Below are 20,530 nucleotides of genomic sequence, written 5' to 3'. Positions count from 1 at the left end.
TGCCGGCCGAATCGGTCAGCACGACGCTGACCACCGTGTCGCCGCGCTCGTCCTGCTGCATGCGCTGGCGATCTGCCACATCGACCGATGCCGTGGCCTCGAGGTCGCCTTCCAGCAGCGAGACATAGCGGATGTTCATCCGCTTCAACAGCGGCAGCTTGTCATCCGGCAAATGCCAGCCGAATGCCAGCCCGGAAGCGGATTCGGCCAGCAAGGCGGCAGCCGCGGCATGAATGGTCTGGATATGGTTGTGAACCCGGTGATGACTGCGGATCCGCATCCGGCAATGCCGACCATCCACCTCCATCAATTCCACCCGGCTGGTGCCGGTATAGGGAATGGCCCGATGGATGGCGAAGTTCAGCAGCCAGGCCTGCAGGAATCGCGGAAAACGCTCCACCTGCGCGACCTTGCGCGCCAGGCGGCTGACTGGCTGGTTGTTGTCGGTCGCTGGCATGGATCGTCTAGCTCCTTGGCAAAGCCGGTAACTAGCAGGATAGCCGAGTCGCGGCGGCTTGGCTGCAAGCGGCAGGCAAGGGCCTGGCAAGCCTGACAATAAATGACCAGTGGTCATTAATAACTGACCAATAGTCACCTATAATGTCGTCATGTCGACTCGTGCCACATCAACAGCGGCCAAGGCGGCCCGACGGGAGCAGATCCTGCAGGCGGCGGCCGAACTCTTCGACCGCCTCGGTTACGAGCAAGCCAGTGCCAGCCTGATTGCCGAGCGGGCGACGCTCGCCAAGGGCAGCCTGTATACCTATTTTCCCAGCCGAGAGGCCATTTTCATCAGCCTGTACGAGCGGGCACTGGACGACTGGCTGGTGGAGATGGAGCGCCGTGTCATCGACAGCGCCCAGCAGCTCGACGATCCCTTGCTGCAGTTGGTGGGCGAGCTGGTCGACTCGCTGGCCAGGGCGCCCCGCCTGGGGCCGCTCGCCAGCCTGCTGCGGCCCGTGCTGGAACGCGGCCTGGACCGCCCGGCATTGCTGGCTGCACGGCAGCGACAGGAGGCGCGGCTCAGGCAGGCGGCGCTGGTGTTGTCGGACCGGCGACGTGTTGCCGACAGCGAGGCCGCGCAGCAGGCATTGAGCCGCTTCCTGGGCTTGCTGGTCTCGGCGCGCCATGTCGTCGCCGGCAGCAGCGAATCGCTGCCGGACGAGCAGGCGGTCCTGGAAGAGCTGGAAAACACGGCCTACCGCTTGTTCAGCGTTTCCCAAGGCTAGCGCTCCGGGTGCCATTCGCGGCCGTGCGCTCGGGAAATTACCTCCCGGGTATGGCGCTGGGCCATCTGCCTCTGGTATAAGCGATGGAGTTTTTTTGTTCATTTCAACGCAGTCGCTGACCGGGAAGGCCTTGCTTCAACGAGGGCAGGGCATGGGGATTCTCGGGCTGGTCGGGGGACCACCGTTTTGCCATCGCAAGCACATACACAGGCAGGCATGCAGGCACAGGGCCTGCTGCGCTCGGTCGTGACCGCCACGCTGGTTGCGCTGGCGCTGGTCGCGTTGCTGTACGCGCTGCTGGATGCCTTCCTGTTCGACGAGTCGATCAGCAATGCCTGGCGTTTCGGCACGCTGGCTGCCCTGCTGTTGATGGTCGGCGTGGTGTTGCGCATTCACTTCGGCCGGAAGCTCGCTCGGCTGCAGCGTGCTGCGGCCCTGCCCTTGCCGGTCTCCGTGGCCCTGAAGAAACTGCAGGATCACTCTGGCCTGGAGCTGGAAGATGCCGGCAACCCTGTCAGCCTGGTCGATGGCGTTGTCGCCCAGCTCAAGCGCCTGCAGCGGGAACAGCTGTCGCTGGACGAGATGAAGGAACGACTGCTGGTGGCGGAGCGCGAGTCCATGGACCAGCGCAAGCGCCTCAGCAAGGAAGTTGCCAAGCGCCGTCGTGCCCAGGCCGAGATGTTGAAGCTGTCGTCGGCGCTGACCCATGCGGCCGACGCCGTGATGGTCACCAACAAGAAAGGCCATATCGAATACGTCAATCCGGCCTTCGAGGCGATCACTGGCTACCGTCGCGAGGAAATCATTGGCAAGACACCGGACCTGTTGCGCTCCGAGGAGCATGACGAGGCGCTGTTCAAGGAAATGTGGGAAACCATCAACCGCGGCGAAATGTTCCGCTGCGAGCTGATCAACAAGCGCAAGGATGGCAGCACTTTCCACGAAGAAAAGACCATCACCCCGCTGAAGGATGCGCACGGCAACATTACCCATTTCATTGCCACCGGCGTCGACATTTCCGAGCGGATTCGTGCCCAGGAGAAGCTCGAGTACATCGCTCACCATGACTCGGTGACAGGCTTGCCCAATCGCGTGCTGCTGCTGGATCGGGTGCAGCAGGCCCTGGTGAGGGCGGCGCGCGAAAACGAACAGGTTGCCGTGCTGTTCCTCGACCTCGATGGCTTCAAGGCCATCAATGACACCGTCGGCCATCACTTCGGCGACCGTTTCCTTGGCGAGGTGGCTGCGCGCCTGCAGTCGAAGATTCGCGAACAGGACACGGTTGCGCGTCTTGGCGGCGACGAGTTTGCCATCGTGCTGGAAGGCGTGGCCAGCATGACCGATGTATCCAACGTGGCGCGCAAGATCACCAGCTCGCTGGCAAAGCCCTTCCTGCTGGACGGCCGCGAGATGTACGTTACCGGCTCCATTGGCGTGTCGCGCTTCCCGGCCGATGGCGAGGACGTGAACACCTTGTTGCGCAAGGCCGACTCGGCAATGTACCGCGCCAAGCAAGTCGGCAAGAACACCTACCGTTTCTATTCCGAAGTCGAGGGCGAGGAAGACACGGCCCGCGTCGAACTCGAGCAGGAATTGCGCCGGGCAGTCGAACGCCAGGAGTTCGTGGTCTACTACCAGCCGCAAGTCTCCATCGATACCTCCGAGGTCGTTGGCGTCGAGGCCCTGTTGCGCTGGGAGCACCCCGAGCATGGCATTGTCGAACCGAACCGCTTCATCCCGCTGCTGGAGGAAACCGGCCTGATCATCGATGTCGGTGACTGGGTGATACGCGAGGTCTGCCGCCATGCCAAGGGCTGGAAGACCATGGGCCTGCCGGAAGTGCGCATAGCCGTGAACCTGTCGTCGCGGCAGTTCTCCAAGCGCGACCTGGTGGGCGACATTGCCCGCGCCCTTGACGAGTACGACATCGAGCCGAAGCGCCTGAATATCGAGATCACCGAGGGGACGCTGGCGAGCAAGATCGATTCGACCATTCGTACCCTGGAGAAACTCAACGCCCTGGGCGTGACCATTTCGGTGGACGATTTCGGTGTCGGCTATTCGTCGTTGAACTACCTCAAGCGATTCCCCATCCACAAGCTGAAGATCGACCAGAGTTTCGTGCGCGATGTCATCGACGATGCCAACGATGCGGCCATTGCCAGCGCCATCATCGCCCTGGCCCACGCCCTGAAACTTGACGTGATCGCCGAGGGTGTCGAGCAGCTCGAACAGCTTTTCTTCCTGTCGCGCCAGGGCTGCCACGAGGTCCAGGGACACCTCATATCGAGGCCGATTTCCAACCGCGATTTCATTCGCTGGATTGGCGAAAACCCCAAGGTTCGGGTCAAGCGCGCCGCCAACATGTGAGCTAACTCATTGTTCCCATTTGATTTTTTTCTCCAGTCTCGTTAACATAGTCCGAGATCGAACTAAAAACCCTGTCAGCGCGGCAGGTCGGCGGATTTCTCCGGAAGTCCCGTCGCAATTCTCCTCCGGATGACCTAGGAGGTGCTCGATATGGATATTCTCCATCCCAACACCATTGATCAGTCCCCTGAAGCCGCCCGCGAAACGCTCGGCAAGCTCGAAAAGAGCATGGGCTTCCTGCCGAACCTGTTCGGCGTGATGTCCCACAACCCGGCGGTGCTGGAGGCCTACGCCACGCTTGATGGCCTGATCGCAAAGTCCGGTCTCGACGCAAAGGAACGCCAGGTCGTGCTGCTCACGGCCAGCCGCCTGAACGAGTGCGGCTACTGCATGGCAGCGCACACCGGCGGTGCCAGGTCGGCCGGCCTCGACAACGACATCATCGATGCGCTGCGAGACGGCAAGGCCATCGACAGCGATGACAAGCTGGAGGCGCTGCGCCAGTTCACGGCCGCCGTGGTCGACCAGCGTGGCTGGGTGTCCGACGACACCATCAAGGCCTTTCTCGATGCCGGCTACGAGCAGCAGCACGTGCTCGCGGTGATCCTGGGTGTAACGATGAAGACCTTGTCGAACTACACCAACCACATCGCCGACACGCCGCTGGACGACGAGCTTGCACCGATGGAATGGAAGCAGGCTGCCTGATCGGCACCATCAGCCACGTTGCTCGTGGCATGAAAAAAGCCCGGCATTGCCGGGCTTTTTTTTGTGGCTGCAAACAGCCGTCAGCCCTGGTCGAGCAATTCCCGCAGGTCGATGACGGCCGCATTGGCACGCGACAGGTAGGAGGCCATCACCAGCGAGTGATTGGCAAACATGCCGAAGCCGGAACCGTTCAGCACGATGGGCGACATCAGTGTCTGCTGGGTGGATTCCAGTTCGCGAATGACCTGGCGCAGGCTGATCTCGGCATTCTTGTCCTTCAGCACATCCTTGAAATCCAGCTCGGCAGCACGCAGCAAATGCGTCAGTGCCCAGGCACTGCCGCGTGCTTCGTAGAACACGTCGTCGATCTGAAGCCACGGCGTCTTGACGTTGAGATCGCCATCGCTGGGTGTGGCAGATGTGGCGCTGGGGTCACCGGCCAGTGCCGTGTTGACTCGACGCTGGCCGACACTTGCCGCCAGCCGTTGCGACAGGTCACCGAGGCGCTTCTCGACGATGGACAACCATTGCCGCAGGTTGTCGGCGCGTGCGTAGAAGGCGGCATCACCCTCGGCCAGGCGCGTGCGGTAGCGTTCCAGCGCCCTGACGCCCTTGCGGTACTCGGCCTCGGTGCGCGGCAGGATCCAGGAATCATGGTTGAAGTGGAAGGCCGGGTCGGCCACCGACAGGTCCGGGTCTTCGATGGACTGCGACTGCGAACGCGAAAAATCGTTGCGGAGCGTGCGGGTGTAGTCGCGGATCTGCACCAGTGCGCCGTATTCGAAGTTCGGGATGTTATCCAGCACGATCGACGGTGGCGTGACGTCGTTCGACAGCCAGCCGCCAGGCTTGTCCAGCAAGGTGCCCATGGTCTTGATGGCCGCATCGGCACTGGCATAGCCCACCGGCGCCTGCCTGCCGTCGATGCTGTCGCTGACCCAGAACACGTCCGGGCTGCGCGACCAGTACCAGCCAAGTGCCAGCATCAGGACCAGCAACAGGACGATGGCTCCCGAGGCCCCGCCAAGCTGGAGCTTGCGCAGCAAGCGTCGGCTGATGCGGCCTTCGCCAGACACGTCATCGGCAAGGTCCCTTGCCAGGTCGTCATTGTCACGCTTGAACCAGCCCATGTCGCTTCCCTCCGTTGATGTGCCAGTACAGTCTACCAGTTGGCCAGGCGACCGGCAGGGCCGCGCGCAGCACCGGCTTGAGCCCGCGTCTCGCCGGGCGCAGAATCACCGGATGAATTCGAAAGGCAACAGCCAGGCTTCACCCCGCGGGCGTGGCACGGGCGCCAGGCCCGCCAGCCGCTATGCGAGCACCACGGTCGAGCGCGATCCGGCACCACCCGTGGACAGCGTCGCGACCGAGCTGCGCATCGAGCGGGCGCGCAGCATTATCAGTCGGAACAATTCGCCGGATGTGCCCTTCGAGCAGTCCATCAACATGTACCGTGGCTGCGAGCATGGCTGCATCTATTGCTACGCCCGGCCGGCCCATGCCTACGTCGATCTTTCCCCGGGGCTGGATTTCGAAACCATCCTGTTCCAGAAGCCGGACAGCGTCCGCTTGCTGCGGGAGGAGCTGGCAAGGCCCGGCTACCGTTGTCGCATCATCAATCTCGGCGCCAATACCGACCCCTACCAACCCGTCGAGAAAACCTGCCGCCTGACGCGCGGCATCCTCGAGGTGTTCGTGGAGACCCGTCATCCGGTCACCATCATTACCAAGGGCAGCCTGATCCGCCGCGACATCGACTTGCTGGCAGATCTCGCCGCCCACGATCTCGCCAGCGTGGCGATCAGCCTCACCACGCTGGACAATGAAGTGAAGCGACGGCTCGAGCCGCGTGCCAGCAGCGGCACCACGCGACTTGCCCTGATGGAAGAGCTGAGCGCCGCCGGCATTCCGGTCACTGCCTTGCTGGCACCTGTCATCCCGGCGATCACCGACCACGAACTCGAGTCGCTGCTGGAGGCTGCCGCCGCCCACGGCGCCACCCGCGCGGCCTACATTTTCCTGCGCCTGCCAGGCGAGGTGGCCGGCCTGTTCAAGGACTGGCTGGAAGCGCACTACCCGGACCGTGCCGAGCACGTCATGTCCCTGGTTCGCCAGTCGCGCCATGGTGCCGACTCATCATCCGAATTTGGTGAACGCATGCGCGGCAGCGGCGTCATTGCCGACCTGCTCGCGCAACGTTTTCGCCTTGCCTGCCGGCGACTCGGGCTGGCGCAGGGCGAAGTTCGCGACCTGGCCACCGACAAGTTCCGTCCACCCTCGCGTGGTGGCCAGCAGGATCTGTTCTGATGAGCGGCTACGAATTCTTCCTGCTGGCGGCCAGTGTCCTGCCCCTGAGCGGCATCACCTTGCCGAGCGGATTCGAGCGCAACGAGCAGCTGTCGGTGGCGGGCCAGACCGTCTACCAGCACATCAACGACAATGGCGAGCGCGACCTGGTGGCGGTGACACCGGCCTTGCGACCCCGGTCACTCGAGCTGTTGCGCAACAATGGCTATGAAACGCACTGCCAGCCGGGCCATGCCGCGCTGGACTTTGCCCTGGTACGACGTCACGCGGGCAGTACCAGCTGGCTGCTGGTGCAGGACCAGCGCGTATTGCACATCGTGGTGGCCGACCGCTCGAACAACCTGGGCCATTTTCGCCAGCAGGTCGCCGCACTGTGTTCACCGCCCGACGCGGGTGACCAGGAGTGAGTGACAGGCCCGGCTGCGTGGTACTGCGGCACCTGCCTTTCGAGGGCCTCGATGCCTGGGAAGCGCCGCTTGCCAATCGCTATGAGTTGCAACACTGCGATGTTGTCGTCGATGCACTCCCCGATCCGGGGCAGGGCGAGCTGGCCGTTGTCCTTGGCGGGCCGGTCGGTGTGAATGATGGCGACCATTACCCCTTTCTCCAGGCCGAGCTCGACTGGCTGGAGCAGCGCCTGGGTGCGGGCCGACCGACGCTCGGCATCTGCCTGGGTGCGCAATTGATCGCGGCGGCGGCGGGCGGTCGCGTCGTGCCCGGTGCCACCCGCGAGATCGGCTGGTCGACCCTGGACCTGCATCCCGATGGCCAGCAAAGCTGCGTTCGACACCTCGACGCGGTACCGGTCTTCCACTGGCACAGCGACAATATCGAATTGCCGTCGACGGCGACCTGCCTGGCGAGTACTGCCAGTTGCCCCGTCCAGGCGTTCAGCATGGGCGAGCGGGTGCTGGGCCTGCAGTTTCATCCCGAAGTTACCGCACGAGCACTGGAATCCTGGTACGTGGGGCATTCCCGGGCGCTGGCTGCGCAATCGGAACCGAAGGCAAGCGACTTGCGGGCAGCCGCCCGGCGGCATGCAGATGAGTTGCGGGAGCCGGCTGCGGTGCTGTTGAACGAGTGGCTGGATTCGCTCGGCGCGTGAGGGCTCAGCGGGGCGGAAACTTCACGACCTGCTCGGCCTTGAGTTTCGGTTTTCGTCCCAGCAGGTAGCGCTTCAGGATCTTGTAGGTGTCCAGGTCGAAGCTGCCCTCGCGACGCCTGGCGAGCGCTTCGGGCAAGCCGTCGGGACCGAACAGTTCCGCCTGCGTACCGGCCGGATCATCGCCCAGCCCGTCGGCCGAAATGCTTTCCAGCCAGCACCAGTTATCCAGCAGGTGCAGCTCCTTGCGCCCGTCTGCGGCCGTTTCGCGGATGCCGATCGCACCGTCGAAGGGCCACCTGGCAAAGCGCCAGCTTTCCAGCGCTTCTTGCAGGCGCAACCAGTGCTGCAGGTCGGTCTCCGCACCCTCGCAAGCGCCCCGGCAACGTTTCAACTGGCGCGCAAAACAGGGTCGGCCGCGTTCGCGGGCGCTGGCTTTTTCCAGTCCCAGCAAGCGCGGGCAGAAGCCATGTTCCGTCGCGAGCGCATGCAGGTCGTTTTCCAGCGCGCGGCGCGAGCGGTAAGGACCGAACAGCAAGCCCTCCATGCTGAAGGCATCGGGTGAGAGGGTGATGATCTCGACCATTGGCCTGGCGGCCGGGTCGTCGTCCATGTGCAGCGCAAACAGCTTGTCATGTCGACGCTGGCGCCGGTTCATGATCGGCAGTTGTTCCTTGATCTCGCGTGACTCCAGCAACAGTGCACCGAGTTCGCCCGCGGTCTCGGTGAAACCGATGTGCCGCACCTGCTGGGCGAGGGTCATTTCCTTGCCACTGGAATGGTCCGAGGAAAAGTGCGACAGCACGCGGGAGCGGATGTTCACGCTCTTGCCGATGTACAGCAACGTTCCCTTGTCATCGTAAAAGCGATACACCCCCGGTGCCTCGGGCAGTCGATTGACCTCGGCCTCGTCCAGTTGCTTCGGGATGGACGTGCGCTTCAGCAGTTGTGCAATGGCGGCATCCACATGTTCCCTCTCGAGTGTCGTACAGCAATGCTCGAGAAAATCCGCCAGCACCCGCGCATCATCCAGTGCCCGGTGGCGCTCGGTCGGCCGTGGCAGGCCATGGGCACGGACCACCGCATCGAGGTTGTGCCGTGACTGCGCGGGGAAGAGCTTGCGCGAGAGTTTCACCGTGCATAGCGGCTGGCGATGAAAGCGCACGCCGCGGCGCTGGAATTCATTGCGCAGGAAGCTGTAATCGAAGCGGGCGTTGTGCGCGACGAACAGGCGATCTCCCAGCAGGTCCTGCACCTCATCGGCAATGTCACCAAAGCTGGGTGCGGACTTCACCATGTCCGGCGAAATGCCGGTCAGCGATTCGATAAAGGGCGGTATGCCGGTCCCGGGGTCGACCAGCGAGGACCATTCCTGCCGACTGCCGTCCGCGTCGACGAGCAGGATGCCAATCTCGATGATCCGGTCGTGCACCGGGTTGGTGCCGGTGGTTTCCAGGTCGACGAAGGCAAGGGGGCGGTCAAGCATGCGGTTTCTTGGGTTCATGGCCGGCCCACATCATAACGGGCCGCCAGCGGGCTAGCGATGCCAGGATCAATAAATATCCGGATTTGATTAGTCCGGAATCGGACTATATAATCCTTGGCCAAATAGACGTCGTCCCGCGCATGTACCTGCGTAAATGGCGACATGGCGCGGCGATCGGCCACGCTCGACCCTTGAACCCTGGTGTGGATCCGGCTGTTTAGTCCGGAAAAGAAATATCATGATACGTAGTAAATTCATGGCGCTCTCCTTCCTGCTGCTTGCGCTGGCGGCGGCCGGCATGGCACCGGCAAGTGCCGCCGAAGCCTCGGCTGCGGCGCGCGGCACCGGCCCGGCCGCATTCCTCGGCCCGTTGCGCTTGCGCGACATGACACCGTTTTCCCTGCAGCGCCTGGACTTCCTGCCCACTGCGGCGTCGGCACGCTACCCGGAAAACTGGGCCTTGGAGGCGAACCTCGAGTTCAGCAATACCTTCATCATGAGCAGGAACGTGGCCGATTACCTGGAAGCCCGGGGGACCCGCGCTGCGCTGACTGGCGAGGATTTTGCCGCGCTGGCCGCGCTGCCTGATGACGCGTTCTACTTCGATGGCACGACCAGCGTGCTGAACCTGACCGTCCACCGGGCGATCAATGATGACTGGACGGTTTACGGCATCCTGCCGCTGCATCACTACACGGGGGGCTTTCTCGATTCCACCATCGAATCCTTCCACGATGCTGCCGGCTTTGATGATTTCGGCCGGCCCCTGGTTGCCCGCGACGCCTTCCAGGCCTTCTTCAAGCTGGGCGAGGCCCAGAGCATGCTCACCGACGTGCCGCGCACCAATGCCCTTGCGGATCCGGTCATTGGTGGCCGTTGGCGTGGCCTGGCGCTTGGCGATTGGGACGTGGTCGTGGAGCTCGCCGCGAAGCTGCCCTGGGGCGCGGACGTGCCGTTCTTCAGTTCGGGCCATGCCGATACCGGGGTGCAGGTTTCCTGGCAGCGCCTGTGGTCTCGGGACGGCCTCTTTTTCAGTGTTTCCGGCGTCTACTTTGGCGGTTCGGACAACTTCGGCAAGGCGGTGAACCGCTTCATTCCTGGTGCCAACGTGGCCTGGGAGCATCGCATTGCCGACAATGGCCTGAGCAGCGTCCTGCAACTGAGCCTGTCGCGAAGCCTGTTCGCCGCGGGCACCGATCCGGAGCTGGCAGCCAACCAGGTCCAGCTGAGTGCCGGCCTGCGCTGGCAGCAGGAGCGGTGGCACTTCACCTTTGCGCTGACCGAGAACGTCATCAATTTCGCCAATACCGCCGACATCGGCTTCCACGCGGGCCTGGGCTGGTCCTTGTAAGCGCCCCGATTTGACACGAGCGCCGCAAAACAGCAAATTAAATGGACCGTCCGGATCAAGACAAATCCGGCCAAGGCCGAATCCAGTGACCATACACAGCAAGCCCTGATCATGAACGTCAAACTCAACACGCAGGACCTCGAGGACAGCAAACCGACCATGGACAAGACCCGGGAAGCCGCTCAAAGCCAGTGCCTCGCCGTCGTTCGCGAAGTCGTGCGCGCGTACCAGGCGTTCTCGGATTTCAGTTCCGGTGACATCAAGCACCGTGGCCTCTCCAATGCCGAGTTCGACGTGATCTGTACCCTGGGCAACCAGCCGGGCATGACCTTCAAGGAAATCGGCGAGAACACGCTGATCACCAAGACCACCCTGACCGGTGTTGTCGACCGTCTCGAGAGCAAGGGTTATGTCGAACGCAAGGCCTGCCCGGACGACCGCCGCTGCGTGCGCGCCATGCTGACCGACAAGGGCGACGAGCTCTTCCGCGACGTGTTCCCGGCCCATGTTGCGCAGCTCGACAAGCGTATCGATGACATGCCGGAAGCCGAGCGGAAGCAGGTAATCGCCTCCCTCGCCAAGCTGCGCCAGTTGCTCGGTAGCTGATTTTCCTGCTGGCTGCTCGCCGGCCCCCTGCCCATGCCGACCTTGCGCCTGATATTCGGTGACCAGCTGAGTCACGATATCAGTGCGCTGGATGACGTCTCCGCCGGCGACGTCGTCGTTCTCGCCGAGACGATTGCGGAAACCACTCATGTAAAGCATCACCAGCAGAAGCTGGTGCTGTTCCTGTCGGCGATGCGCCATTTCGCCAGCGAACTCGAGGATGCCGGCCACCGGGTTCGCTATTTTGCGCTTGACGGAGCGACGGCTGCCGCTTCGCATGATGCCGCCATCGCCACCTGCCTGGAAGAAAACGAATGCGACCGCATTGTCACGACCTGGCCGGGCGACTGGCGGGTGCTGGAGATGGTGCGTCGCTGGGAGCGCGACTTCGACCTGCCGGTCGAGATTCGCGAGGACTCGCGGTTCCTCTGTCAGCGCGCCACCTTCGAAGCGTGGGCGGACGGCCGCAAGGATTTCCTGCTGGAAGATTTCTACCGTTTCATGCGCAAGCGAACCGGCATGCTGATGAACGACCAGGGCAAGCCGGTCAGTGGCCAGTGGAACTACGACAAGGACAATCGCAAGGCGCCGGCCGGCGAGCTCGACCTGCCCGCGCCTTATCGGGCGCGCAACGATGACCTCACGCGCGATGTCATTGCGCTGGTCAAGGACCGTTTCGCCGATCATCCCGGAGACGCGGAAGATTTCGACTGGGCCGTGACGCGCGAGCAGGCGAAGCGCGCGCTCGATCGATTTGTCGACGTCCACCTGCCGCACTTTGGTGATTACCAGGACGCCATGCTGAAGGGTGAAACCTTCATGCATCATTCCATCCTGTCGCCGTATCTCAACATTGGCTTGCTGTCGCCACGCGAAGCCTGCGACGCCGCATTGCAGGCCTTCGAAGCGGGGAAGGCGCCGATCAACGCGGTCGAGGGCTTCATCCGGCAGGTGCTCGGCTGGCGTGAATACATTCATGGCCTGTACTGGCACTGCATGCCGGACTACGCAGAAAAGAACGCACTCGCCGCTCGCGAGGACATGCCCGCGCTGTACTGGACTGCCGACACCGACATGGCCTGCATGCGCGATGCCGTCACCAACCTGAAGCAGCATGCCTATGCGCATCACATCCAGCGGCTGATGGTGCTCGGTCTGTTTGCGCAGCTTTTCGGCATCGATCCACGGCAGTTCAATGCCTGGCACATGAGCATGTACATCGACAGTGTCGACTGGGTGTCCCTGCCGAATGCGCAGGGGATGTCACAGTTTGCCGATGGCGGTATCGTGGGCACCAAGCCTTATTGCGCCAGCGGTGCCTACATCGACCGCATGTCTAATTACTGTGGTCAGTGCCGCTTCAAGCCAAAGCAGGCGTCGGGCGAGAAGGCCTGTCCCTTCACCACCCTGTACTGGGATTTCCTCGCCCGGCACCAGGAGACGCTCGCGAACAATCACCGCATGGGATTCCAGATGAAGAACCTGGCGCGCAAGTCGAAGGACGATATGGACGCGATCCGGCAGCAGGCCGACACACTCAGGAAGGAGCTTGCACGTGACGATTGAAGCATTGGGAGCAGCATGAACTCGCCGGACCGGCAGCAGCGCAGTCTAGCCGAGCAGGTGTACGGTTACCTGGCCGAAGACGAGGATGCCCGCGTCTGTCGCGACATTCCCGAGTCGGCCTGCCATGAACAACCGCGCGCCTTCACTTTCCAGCTGCTGGCACTGAGTCTAACCAAGCTGGGTGATGCGCTGGTCAGCGCGCGGCTGGTGCTGGCCTGGATGCTCGCCAGCCTTGCGGCGCCGGCCTTTTTCATCGGCTTGCTGGTACCGATCCGCGAATCCCTCGCCTTGCTGCCGCAACTGTTCATCGCGCAGGCCATGCGCGAGCGACCCTTGCGCAAGTTCTTCTGGGTCACCGGCAGCGTCGGCCAGGCACTGGCCTTGTCGGGCATGGCCATTGCCGCCTTGTCACTGCGCGGTGCCATGCTGGGCTGGAGCATCATCGGCCTGCTTGTTGTCTTCAGTCTTGCCCGCGGAGTCTGCTCGGTGGCCGCCAAGGACGTCTTGGGCAAGACGGTTTCCAAGTCGCGCCGCGGTCGGCTCAGTGGTTCGGCCGCATCCTTTGCCGGACTCGCCAGCCTGCTCGTTGCTCTCATCATTGTCCTGGTGCCGCGCGAGCAGGGTGATCCCTGGCTGTTCGCGGGCCTGCTCGCGTTCGCCGCCGGCATGTGGTTGCTGGCGGCTGTTGCCTATGCCGCCATTCCCGAGGTTCCGGGTGCGACCGAAGGGGGCGGCAATGCCGTGACCGAGGCGCTTGCCTCGCTCGGCGTATTGCGCCGCGATCCTCACTTCCGGCATTTCGTCATTGCCCGTGCCTTGCTGGTTGCCTCGGCCTTCGCGATTCCCTACCTGGTCGTGCTGTTGCAGCGGCAGGGTGACGGCCAGTTGCTGGACCTGGGTTACCTGCTGCTTGCCAGCGGCCTGTCCGGCATGGTCTCCGGCAATGTGTGGGGGCGCTGGTCGGACGATTCCAGCGAAGGCGTGATGACGGTAGCGGCCATGCTGAGTTCGCTGGTCATTGGAGTGACCTTGTTGATCTCCGCCTTCCTGCCCGCCTTGCTGGATGAAGCGCTGGTCGGCGCCAGCCTGGTCTTCCTGGCCACCCTCGCCCACCATGGCGCGCGTGTCGGTCGCAAGACCTACCTGGTCGACATGGCCAGCAGCGAGAACCGTGCGCAATACACGGCAGTCAGCAACACGGTGATGGGCGTGATCCTCCTGCTCGGCATGTCGCTTGGCGTGATCGACCAGTGGCTGGGCATCGATGCCGTGCTGCTGTTGCTGCTTGGCGTCGGCCTGGCGGCTGCGTGGACCTCGTGGCGGCTGCCGGACGTGTCGGCATGAGCCGCCTGGCCGAGCTGCTTGCCAGCTGGCGACAGGCCGACTGGGCGCCGGCCGGCAAGCTGCGGCTGGGCAGCCTGGCTGCCATTGCCGCCTGGCTGGCCTGGTACTACAGCCAGAGTTTCACCGACTGGCTGCCGATACTCGATTCGGTCAATCTCGCTTTCCATGAATTCGGCCACCTGCTGTTCGGCATCTTCGGCAACACCATGGGCTGGCTGGGCGGCACGCTTGGGCAGTTGCTGATGCCGCTGGTGGTGTTGCTGGTCTTCTGGCGGCAGGGCGATACGTTTTCCGTGGCCATCGCCGGCATGTGGTTTTTCCAGAACGGCCTGAACATTGCGCGATACCTCGGTGATGCGCAGAGCCAGATCCTGCCATTGGTCGGCGGCGGCCAGCATGACTGGACCTATCTGCTCACGCGCTGGGGCGTATTGCAGCAGGACACTGTCATCGCGAGCTACATCACGGTATTTTCATGGCTGGGCCTGTGGGGCATGGTGGCCTGGTACGGTTATCGATACCTGCAGGACAACTGACAAGAACAAAGGGGTTGGAAATGGGCAAGTTCGGGCGCACCTGGGCAATGATGAAGTCGTCGGCAACCGTGCTGCGGCAGGACAAGGAGTTGATGGTCTTTCCTGTCCTCTCCGGCATCTTCACCATGCTGTTGCTGGCAAGCTTCATCGCGCCGCTGGTCGGCAGCGACTTCTTCGCAAGGCTTGAAGACAATCCCGAAAACGAAAACTGGGTCTACCTCGGACTGTTCCTGTTCTATGTCCTGAGTTATTTCATCGTGATCTTTTTCAACGCGGCGATTGTTGCCTGCGCGATGATTCGCATGGATGGCGGTGACCCGACCGTGAAGGATGGATTGAATGCCGCAATGAATCGCATCGGCAAGGTCTTTGCCTGGGCGGTGGTTGCCGGCACCGTCGGCTTCATCCTGCGGATGATCGAGGAACGTTCGCAAATTGCGGGCAAGATCGTGGTCGCCCTCATCGGCCTGGCCTGGACGGTCGCATCCTACCTGGCCGTGCCGGTGCTGGTGGTCGAAGACCGGGGTCCGTTCGACGCGCTGAAGGAATCCGGTCGACTGCTGAAGCAGTCATGGGGCGAGCAGATCATCGGCAACCTCGGTTTTGGCCTGGTGTTCTTCGTGCTCAGCCTGCCCGCAGTCGGGCTGGTGTTCGGCGGCATCTTCCTGGGTAATGGCTATGGCGTGATCGGCGGTATCGTCCTGGCGGCGGTCTACCTGCTGATCCTGGGCATCGTGCAATCCGCCCTGCAGGTCATCTACCAGACCGCTGTCTACCGTTATGCTCGCGATGGCCAGGCGCCCAGCGGCTTCGATCGCGAGCTGCTCGCGACTTCCATTCGCCAGCGCTGAAGCAGCGCCAAACCCGTTTCAGGAGCAACTCGGAGTTATCGTGTCACCTGCATTGCTGTTTGTATTGCTGGGCCTGGTGCTGGGCATTGTCGTCCTGCCTCGCGTATTGAGGGAGAAGCGACTGGATGACAGTGCCTTTGGTCGCAGTGACATTCGCGCAGCACTTGCGGGTGGTGTCGCCGAGCTGCCCCCTTTCATGGAATCCCTGCCGACCGACGAGCATGCCGGCCGCTACCTGTTCACGCTGGCCTGTTCACACGCCCTGACAAAGAAGCGGGGCATCGATGCCTGGGCCAGGCGCGAGCCGGAATCTGCCGATGCCCAGCTGGTACTAGGCGCTTGCCAGCTGCGCCGCGCCTGGCTGGCGCGCGGTTATGGTCGGGGTTTCCAGGTGTCGAGACGCAAGGCAGACAACTTCGAAACCGAACTGCAGGCCTGCGACGAATCCCTGCAACGAGCGGCACGCCTGTCACCGGACGATCCGACACCCTGGGCCTACCTGGTGATGGTCGCGACCTGGCGGGGCGAATCCCTGGAGTCGCGCTGGCAATGTTTCGAACAGGCAATCGCCCGCGACCCGGACAACTGGGCAGCACACCTTCACATGACGGTCGCCCTGAGTGAAAAGTGGGGTGGCAGTCATGCTGCCATGTTCGAGTTCGCTCGCGAGCGAGCCGGTGCCGCGCCTGAGGGCAGCGACGTGCACATGGTGCTCGCGAAGGCACACCTCGAGCGCTGGAAATACCACTGGATGTTCGATGGCGACGACGATGCGGCCGTGCTTTACGCGCGGAACCAGGCTGTCCTCGCCGAGACCATTACCGCTTACGAACGATCACTGGCCAGCGATCAGCACGAGGAGAAGGCCACCACTTTCCTGGCCCGAGTCAACGCCGCGGCCTGGTTCTTCGTGCAGAACGATCACCAGCGCCTGGTCGAGCAGCTGGAACATCTTGGCGGCGGGTTGCGTGATCCCCACTGGATCTGGGCGGGACTGGATGGCGCAGTCGCCGATGCCTGGCGCTTTGCCCGCACCGGCGTCGTCGGCCCTCGCTGAATCACTCCTTCAGCTTGTAGCCCGTGCGGAATATCCACCACACCGCCGCCAGGCAGAGCAGCATGAAGAGGAAGGTCATGCCGACACTGATCTCCACGCTGACATCGCCCTGGCCGTAGAACGCCCAGCGAAATCCGCTGATCAGGTAGACCACCGGGTTGAACAGCGTCACTGTCTGCCAGAAGGGTGGCAGCATGTCGAGCGAGTAGAAGCTGCCGCCGAGAAAGGTCAGCGGCGTGACGACCATCAGCGGGATGATCTGCAGCTTCTCGAAACTGTCCGCCCAGATGCCGATCACGAAACCGAACAGGCTGAAGGTGACGCAGGTCAGCACCAGGAAGCCGAAGGTCCAGAACGGATGGGCAATGTCGTAATCCACGAAGAAGCGTGCCGTGACGAGTATCAGGGTGCCGAGGATCAGCGACTTGCTTGCCGCGGCGCCGGCATAGGCGACGACGATTTCGAAGGCCGATACCGGTGCCGACAGCACTTCGTAGATCGTGCCGGTGTATTTCGGAAAGTAGATGCCGAAACTGGCATTCGATATCGATTCGTTCAGCAACGACAGCATCAGCAGGCCCGGAATGATGAACGCGCCATAGCTGATGCCGTCGATCTCGACCATGCGCGAGCCGATCGCCGAGCCGAACACGATGAAATACAGCGATGTCGACAGCACCGGCGAGAAAATGCTCTCCATCAGGGTGCGGCGCGTGCGATCCATTTCGAACTTGTAGATGGCGATGATGGCATGCACGTTCATTGCGGCTTCCTCACCAGGTTCACGAAGATGTCTTCCAGCGACGACTGGCTGGTATGCAGGTCGTTGTACTCGATGCCGAGCTGGTCGAGCTTGCGCAGGAGATCGATGATGCCCGTTTCGTCGCGAGCACTGTCGAAGGTGAACACCAGCGCGTGGCCATCGTCGGCAAGCTCCACCGGCAGGTCGGCCAGTGCAGGTGGTACCGCGGCAATCGCTTCCTGCAGGCTGAGCGTCAGCTGCTTCTTGCCCAGCTGGCTCATCAAGGCATTCTTTTCTTCCACGAGGATGATCTCGCCATGGTTGATCACGCCAATGCGATCCGCCATTTCCTCGGCTTCTTCGATGTAGTGCGTTGTCAGGATGATGGTCACACCCTTGTCGCGCAGGCCGCGCACCATGTCCCACATGTCACGGCGGAGCTCGACATCGACCCCGGCTGTCGGTTCGTCCAGGAACAGGATGTCAGGTTCGTGCGACAGCGCCTTGGCGATCATGACGCGGCGTTTCATGCCGCCGGACAGGTTCATGATCTTCTCGCCGCGCTTGTCCCACAGCGACAGGTCCCTGAGGATCTTCTCGACCAGTGCGGGGTTCTTCGGCTTGCCGAACATGCCGCGGCTGAAGCTGACCGTGGCCCAGACGCTTTCGAACAGGTTGGTGGCCAGTTCCTGCGGGACCAGGCCGATGATGGAGCGCGCTGCCCGATAGTCATCAATCACATCGTGGCCATCGGCGGTAATGGTGCCGGCGCTCGGCATGACGATGCCGCATATGGTGCTGATCAAGGTGGTCTTGCCGGCGCCGTTCGGACCCAGCAAGGCAAAGATCTCGCCTCGTCGTATGTCCAGGTTGATGTTCCTGAGGGCCTGGAAGCCGCCGGCGTAGGTTTTCTGCAAATCCGTGACCGAAATGATGGCATCCATAACAGCGGGCTTCCTCAGGTAAGCAAGTCGGTATGGTCGGGCATGATCGCTCCAAATCATGTGTACCTCAAGCCGTGTGCCTGACAGCGTTGCTACATGCGTCTAGAGTAGGGGTGCATGCTGACATCCAGGGGTTTGAAGTGCTTGCCGAGCTGACACTGTTGCTGCTGACCACGGCCCTGCCGGAGCCGAGCGAATTCGAGCCGGGCTATGCACCAGCACCGCTCGCGTTGCGCCTCGAGGCTGGCGTGAATCGCAGTATCGATGGCATCGATTACCTCGGTGATAACGGCTTTGCTGCAGCCGCGTTGCGATTTGCACACAGGGATGGCTGGTACGTTGCCAGCGAATTCCTGGTGGGCGCGGGGGATGGCCGGAGCTACCCGGCAGTGACAACCCGGGCCCTGAGCTCCGCGCTGGGTTTTCGCTGGCCACGTGGTCCCCACACCTTTGCGCTTGAACTGCAGGACTATCGCTGGTCGCAGTCCGGTGACAGCTACGGGCCCGATCGTCGGGCCGATTATCGCGGCCTGGCCGCGAACTACGGCTTCGGCCCATGGCAGGTCGAGATCGGCACGGAGCGCGACCGCCCGCTCTACTACGCGCCACTGGATCGCTTCATTCTCTACGATATCGATCGCCTGGCCATTGCCCGGCATTGGGAACTCACGGCCGACCTGCTGCTGTCGCTGGCAGCAGGGCATGCCGATCCCAGCGGAATTCCTCCCAGTCATGCCTACCTCAGCCTGGTGCTTGCGTCGCGCTGGCAAGGTCTCGACTGGCAGCTTCGAATCTCGCAGGTCGAAGATGCTGCGAGGGAGTTCTATCCCCTGGTCGATCGCACATCTGTCGGCTTCAGTGTCGGTCGCTCGTTTTCCTTGCCATGAAATTTCAGCGGCCATTGAACCTTGGAGCCGCCAGCCGGGATAGACGGGTGGCAAGCTGCGATGGCGCGCTGGCTGCAAGGACGTGATGGCACTGGCATGAAGAGCAAGGCAGAACAAGCTGAACGAATCCTGGTCGAGCGCCTGGTGGCGGAGGATCAGGCTGCCTTGAAGCAGCTCCATGCGATCTACCGACCACGCCTGCATCGCTTCCTGACGACCCTTGGTTGCGCGCCGGCAGACCTGGACGAGGCTGTCAACGAGACACTCCTGGTTGTCTGGAAGAAAGCCCGCCAGTTCACCGGCAAGTCGCGGGTTTCGACCTGGATCTTCGGCATTGCCCGCAACAAGGCCCTGAAGCTCTGCGAACGCCGTCGCCGCCAGGCGGGACGTCTTGCCGAGACGCCGCTGGAAACCCTGGTTGACCCGGCGCTCGATACCGGCACCTTGGCAGAACTCAAGCAATGGATTGCAGTCGGGCTGGCGATGCTGCCGTCAGAGCAGCGCCAGGTACTCGAACTGACGTTCATGGAAGGCTTGTCGGTGCGTGACATCGCGCAGGTGATGGACTGCCCTGAAAGCACGGTCAAGACCAGGATGTTCCATGCGCGCCGAAAGTTGCGCGAGATCCTGCCGGCCACGGCGAGTCCCGATATGCAGTCCGGCTCGACGACCAGCTCTGCGGATGATTCCGGGAGGGAGTGAGATGACAACAGATTTGGCAAACACATGTGAAACGGTCGACATGGATCTTCCCTGGTTCGTCAACGGGAGTCTTGACGATGCCCGTGCAGCCGAGATTCGTCACCACCTCGAAAACTGCGCAAGCTGCCTTGGCGAAGCGGACCGGCTTGCTTCCTTGCGCCAGGCCCTGCATCCCGTCGATCCGGCCCCTCGCGATGATGTCCTGTCGGAGAGCGATGCCTGGGATGCCTTGCAGCAGCGCGTTGCGAACGACAATCGTCACGGTGACCGTCGCTGGATGCTGCAAGCTGCTGCCATGTTCATGGGTGCCGCACTGGTGGTCGGCGTCCTGCTGGGTCCGCAGCTGCTGGAGCCTCGGTTCCGAATGGCAACCAGTGCGTCGCCGACGGCAGTGGCTTCCGTGATCCTGCAAGTCACCTTTGCACCCGATGCCGAACTGGCCGACTTGCGCAACGTGCTGGAGCGTTTTGATGCGGTGGTCATGACGGAATCTGCAATGGGCGAGTCGATCCTGCTGGAGATCCCGCTGGCCGACAGGCAGGAGCCGCAACGCCTTGCCAGCGAACTGCGGCAAATGCCACAGGTGCAGGCTGTCGAGATCCGCGAGGCGGCCGGCGATGACTAGGTCCTCTGTTCTCAACTGGTTGCCGGCCCTGCTCTGCAGCCTGCTGCTATGCGGCCCGGTGCATGCCAGCGACACGCTGGCGGCATCCGATCCCTTGCGCCTGATTGTCACGCAACC

21 protein-coding genes are annotated in these 20,530 nt (G+C 62.7%); 16 read left to right on the top strand and 5 right to left on the bottom strand.

The genetic code is table 11. The features are described from left to right. A partial coding sequence (locus R3217_06910; protein ID MDX1455166.1) for a DUF4442 domain-containing protein occupies positions 1-457 on the bottom strand: 457 nt, incomplete at its 3' end. Positions 458-608: 151 nt separating this feature from the next. On the opposite strand from R3217_06910, the gene R3217_06905 reads away from it, so the two are divergent. The 3 genes from R3217_06905 (at position 609) to R3217_06895 (ending at position 4,307) form a co-directional block, all read left to right on the top strand. Next, entirely contained in the window at positions 609-1,229 is a 621-nt protein-coding gene (locus R3217_06905) for a TetR/AcrR family transcriptional regulator (protein ID MDX1455165.1), read from the top strand. Positions 1,230-1,445: 216 nt separating this feature from the next. Further along, positions 1,446-3,599 (top strand): EAL domain-containing protein, encoded by a 2,154-nt coding sequence (locus R3217_06900; GenBank protein MDX1455164.1) that lies wholly within the window; start codon positions 1,446-1,448, stop codon positions 3,597-3,599. Positions 3,600-3,749: 150 nt separating this feature from the next. After that, positions 3,750-4,307, top strand: a complete 558-nt coding sequence (locus R3217_06895) for a carboxymuconolactone decarboxylase family protein (GenBank protein ID MDX1455163.1) — start codon at positions 3,750-3,752, stop codon at positions 4,305-4,307. Positions 4,308-4,387: 80 nt separating this feature from the next. Here the strand turns inward: R3217_06895 and R3217_06890 are convergent, their stop codons facing one another. After that, complete coding sequence (locus R3217_06890) at positions 4,388-5,437, bottom strand: DUF2333 family protein (protein ID MDX1455162.1); 1,050 nt, start codon at positions 5,435-5,437, stop codon at positions 4,388-4,390. 112 nt (positions 5,438-5,549) lie between these two features. Here R3217_06890 and R3217_06885 point away from each other — a divergent pair, with 112 nt between their 5' ends. The 3 genes from R3217_06885 to R3217_06875 are packed head-to-tail and all read left to right on the top strand — an operon-like array spanning position 5,550 to position 7,719. Continuing rightward, complete coding sequence (locus tag R3217_06885) at positions 5,550-6,614, top strand: PA0069 family radical SAM protein (GenBank protein MDX1455161.1); 1,065 nt, start codon at positions 5,550-5,552, stop codon at positions 6,612-6,614. Then, positions 6,614-7,021, top strand: a complete 408-nt coding sequence (locus R3217_06880) for a hypothetical protein (protein ID MDX1455160.1) — start codon at positions 6,614-6,616, stop codon at positions 7,019-7,021. The genes R3217_06885 and R3217_06880 overlap by 1 nt, the downstream gene beginning before the upstream one ends. Continuing rightward, positions 7,018-7,719: a glutamine amidotransferase gene (locus R3217_06875; GenBank protein MDX1455159.1), complete on the top strand. Its 702-nt coding sequence runs from the start codon at positions 7,018-7,020 to the stop codon at positions 7,717-7,719. Before R3217_06880 ends, R3217_06875 begins: the two co-directional genes overlap by 4 nt. A gap of 4 nt (positions 7,720-7,723) precedes the next feature. Here the strand turns inward: R3217_06875 and R3217_06870 are convergent, their stop codons facing one another. Then, positions 7,724-9,202 carry an exonuclease domain-containing protein gene (locus R3217_06870; GenBank protein MDX1455158.1) on the bottom strand — a complete coding sequence of 493 codons (1,479 nt, stop codon included), beginning with the start codon at positions 9,200-9,202 and terminating at the stop codon, positions 7,724-7,726. 238 nt (positions 9,203-9,440) lie between these two features. On the opposite strand from R3217_06870, the gene R3217_06865 reads away from it, so the two are divergent. The 7 genes from R3217_06865 to R3217_06835 all read left to right on the top strand — a co-directional run bounded on the left by R3217_06865 (position 9,441) and on the right by R3217_06835 (position 16,513). Next, positions 9,441-10,553, top strand: a complete 1,113-nt coding sequence (locus R3217_06865; protein MDX1455157.1) for a DUF3187 family protein — start codon at positions 9,441-9,443, stop codon at positions 10,551-10,553. A 111-nt stretch (positions 10,554-10,664) separates the two neighbouring features. Further along, positions 10,665-11,159, top strand: a complete 495-nt coding sequence (locus R3217_06860) for a MarR family transcriptional regulator (GenBank protein ID MDX1455156.1) — start codon at positions 10,665-10,667, stop codon at positions 11,157-11,159. Between the two features lie 33 nt (positions 11,160-11,192). After that, positions 11,193-12,725 (top strand): cryptochrome/photolyase family protein, encoded by a 1,533-nt coding sequence (locus R3217_06855; protein ID MDX1455155.1) that lies wholly within the window; start codon positions 11,193-11,195, stop codon positions 12,723-12,725. A gap of 15 nt (positions 12,726-12,740) precedes the next feature. Further along, complete coding sequence (locus R3217_06850) at positions 12,741-14,069, top strand: MFS transporter (protein MDX1455154.1); 1,329 nt, start codon at positions 12,741-12,743, stop codon at positions 14,067-14,069. After that, on the top strand, positions 14,066-14,605 hold the full coding sequence (locus R3217_06845) for a hypothetical protein (protein MDX1455153.1): 540 nt from the start codon (positions 14,066-14,068) through the stop codon (positions 14,603-14,605). The genes R3217_06850 and R3217_06845 overlap by 4 nt, the downstream gene beginning before the upstream one ends. A 20-nt stretch (positions 14,606-14,625) precedes the next feature. Continuing rightward, complete coding sequence (locus R3217_06840; protein MDX1455152.1) at positions 14,626-15,456, top strand: DUF6159 family protein; 831 nt, start codon at positions 14,626-14,628, stop codon at positions 15,454-15,456. Positions 15,457-15,496: 40 nt separating this feature from the next. Continuing rightward, positions 15,497-16,513: a hypothetical protein gene (locus R3217_06835; GenBank protein ID MDX1455151.1), complete on the top strand. Its 1,017-nt coding sequence runs from the start codon at positions 15,497-15,499 to the stop codon at positions 16,511-16,513. Between the two features lies 1 nt (position 16,514). Here the strand turns inward: R3217_06835 and R3217_06830 are convergent, their stop codons facing one another. Next, positions 16,515-17,276, bottom strand: a complete 762-nt coding sequence (locus R3217_06830; protein ID MDX1455150.1) for an ABC transporter permease — start codon at positions 17,274-17,276, stop codon at positions 16,515-16,517. Further along, entirely contained in the window at positions 17,273-18,199 is a 927-nt protein-coding gene (locus R3217_06825; protein MDX1455149.1) for an ABC transporter ATP-binding protein, read from the bottom strand. Before R3217_06825 ends, R3217_06830 begins: the two co-directional genes overlap by 4 nt. A gap of 140 nt (positions 18,200-18,339) precedes the next feature. Between R3217_06825 and R3217_06820 the strand changes: the two genes are divergently transcribed. The 3 genes from R3217_06820 to R3217_06810 are packed head-to-tail and all read left to right on the top strand — an operon-like array spanning position 18,340 to position 20,413. After that, positions 18,340-19,086 (top strand): hypothetical protein, encoded by a 747-nt coding sequence (locus tag R3217_06820; GenBank protein ID MDX1455148.1) that lies wholly within the window; start codon positions 18,340-18,342, stop codon positions 19,084-19,086. A 60-nt stretch (positions 19,087-19,146) separates the two neighbouring features. Next, positions 19,147-19,788, top strand: coding sequence for an RNA polymerase sigma factor (locus tag R3217_06815; protein ID MDX1455147.1), 642 nt, complete (start codon positions 19,147-19,149; stop codon positions 19,786-19,788). Further along, on the top strand, positions 19,688-20,413 hold the full coding sequence (locus R3217_06810; GenBank protein MDX1455146.1) for a zf-HC2 domain-containing protein: 726 nt from the start codon (positions 19,688-19,690) through the stop codon (positions 20,411-20,413). Before R3217_06815 ends, R3217_06810 begins: the two co-directional genes overlap by 101 nt. Positions 20,414-20,530: the final 117 nt, after the last annotated feature.

It is taken from the genome of Gammaproteobacteria bacterium (genome assembly GCA_033720895.1).
Lineage (GTDB): Bacteria > Pseudomonadota > Gammaproteobacteria > Natronospirales > JAJUFS01 > JAWWBS01.
This window is presented reverse-complemented; position numbering and strand designations above follow the sequence as displayed.

Bases quoted from the DNA above. Each gene is read 5' to 3' on its own strand.
- R3217_06905 (MDX1455165.1), top strand. From the start codon at position 609: ATGTCGACTCGTGCCACATCAACAGCGGCCAAGGCGGCCCGACGGGAG.
- R3217_06900 (MDX1455164.1), top strand. From the start codon at position 1,446: ATGCAGGCACAGGGCCTGCTGCGCTCGGTCGTGACCGCCACGCTGGTT.
- R3217_06895 (MDX1455163.1), top strand. From the start codon at position 3,750: ATGGATATTCTCCATCCCAACACCATTGATCAGTCCCCTGAAGCCGCC.
- R3217_06890 (MDX1455162.1), bottom strand. From the start codon at position 5,437: ATGGGCTGGTTCAAGCGTGACAATGACGACCTGGCAAGGGACCTTGCC.
- R3217_06885 (MDX1455161.1), top strand. From the start codon at position 5,550: ATGAATTCGAAAGGCAACAGCCAGGCTTCACCCCGCGGGCGTGGCACG.
- R3217_06880 (MDX1455160.1), top strand. From the start codon at position 6,614: ATGAGCGGCTACGAATTCTTCCTGCTGGCGGCCAGTGTCCTGCCCCTG.
- R3217_06870 (MDX1455158.1), bottom strand. From the start codon at position 9,202: ATGCTTGACCGCCCCCTTGCCTTCGTCGACCTGGAAACCACCGGCACC.
- R3217_06865 (MDX1455157.1), top strand. From the start codon at position 9,441: ATGATACGTAGTAAATTCATGGCGCTCTCCTTCCTGCTGCTTGCGCTG.
- R3217_06860 (MDX1455156.1), top strand. From the start codon at position 10,665: ATGAACGTCAAACTCAACACGCAGGACCTCGAGGACAGCAAACCGACC.
- R3217_06855 (MDX1455155.1), top strand. From the start codon at position 11,193: ATGCCGACCTTGCGCCTGATATTCGGTGACCAGCTGAGTCACGATATC.
- R3217_06850 (MDX1455154.1), top strand. From the start codon at position 12,741: ATGAACTCGCCGGACCGGCAGCAGCGCAGTCTAGCCGAGCAGGTGTAC.
- R3217_06845 (MDX1455153.1), top strand. From the start codon at position 14,066: ATGAGCCGCCTGGCCGAGCTGCTTGCCAGCTGGCGACAGGCCGACTGG.
- R3217_06840 (MDX1455152.1), top strand. From the start codon at position 14,626: ATGGGCAAGTTCGGGCGCACCTGGGCAATGATGAAGTCGTCGGCAACC.
- R3217_06830 (MDX1455150.1), bottom strand. From the start codon at position 17,276: ATGAACGTGCATGCCATCATCGCCATCTACAAGTTCGAAATGGATCGC.
- R3217_06825 (MDX1455149.1), bottom strand. From the start codon at position 18,199: ATGGATGCCATCATTTCGGTCACGGATTTGCAGAAAACCTACGCCGGC.
- R3217_06815 (MDX1455147.1), top strand. From the start codon at position 19,147: ATGGCGCGCTGGCTGCAAGGACGTGATGGCACTGGCATGAAGAGCAAG.
- R3217_06810 (MDX1455146.1), top strand. From the start codon at position 19,688: ATGCGCGCCGAAAGTTGCGCGAGATCCTGCCGGCCACGGCGAGTCCCG.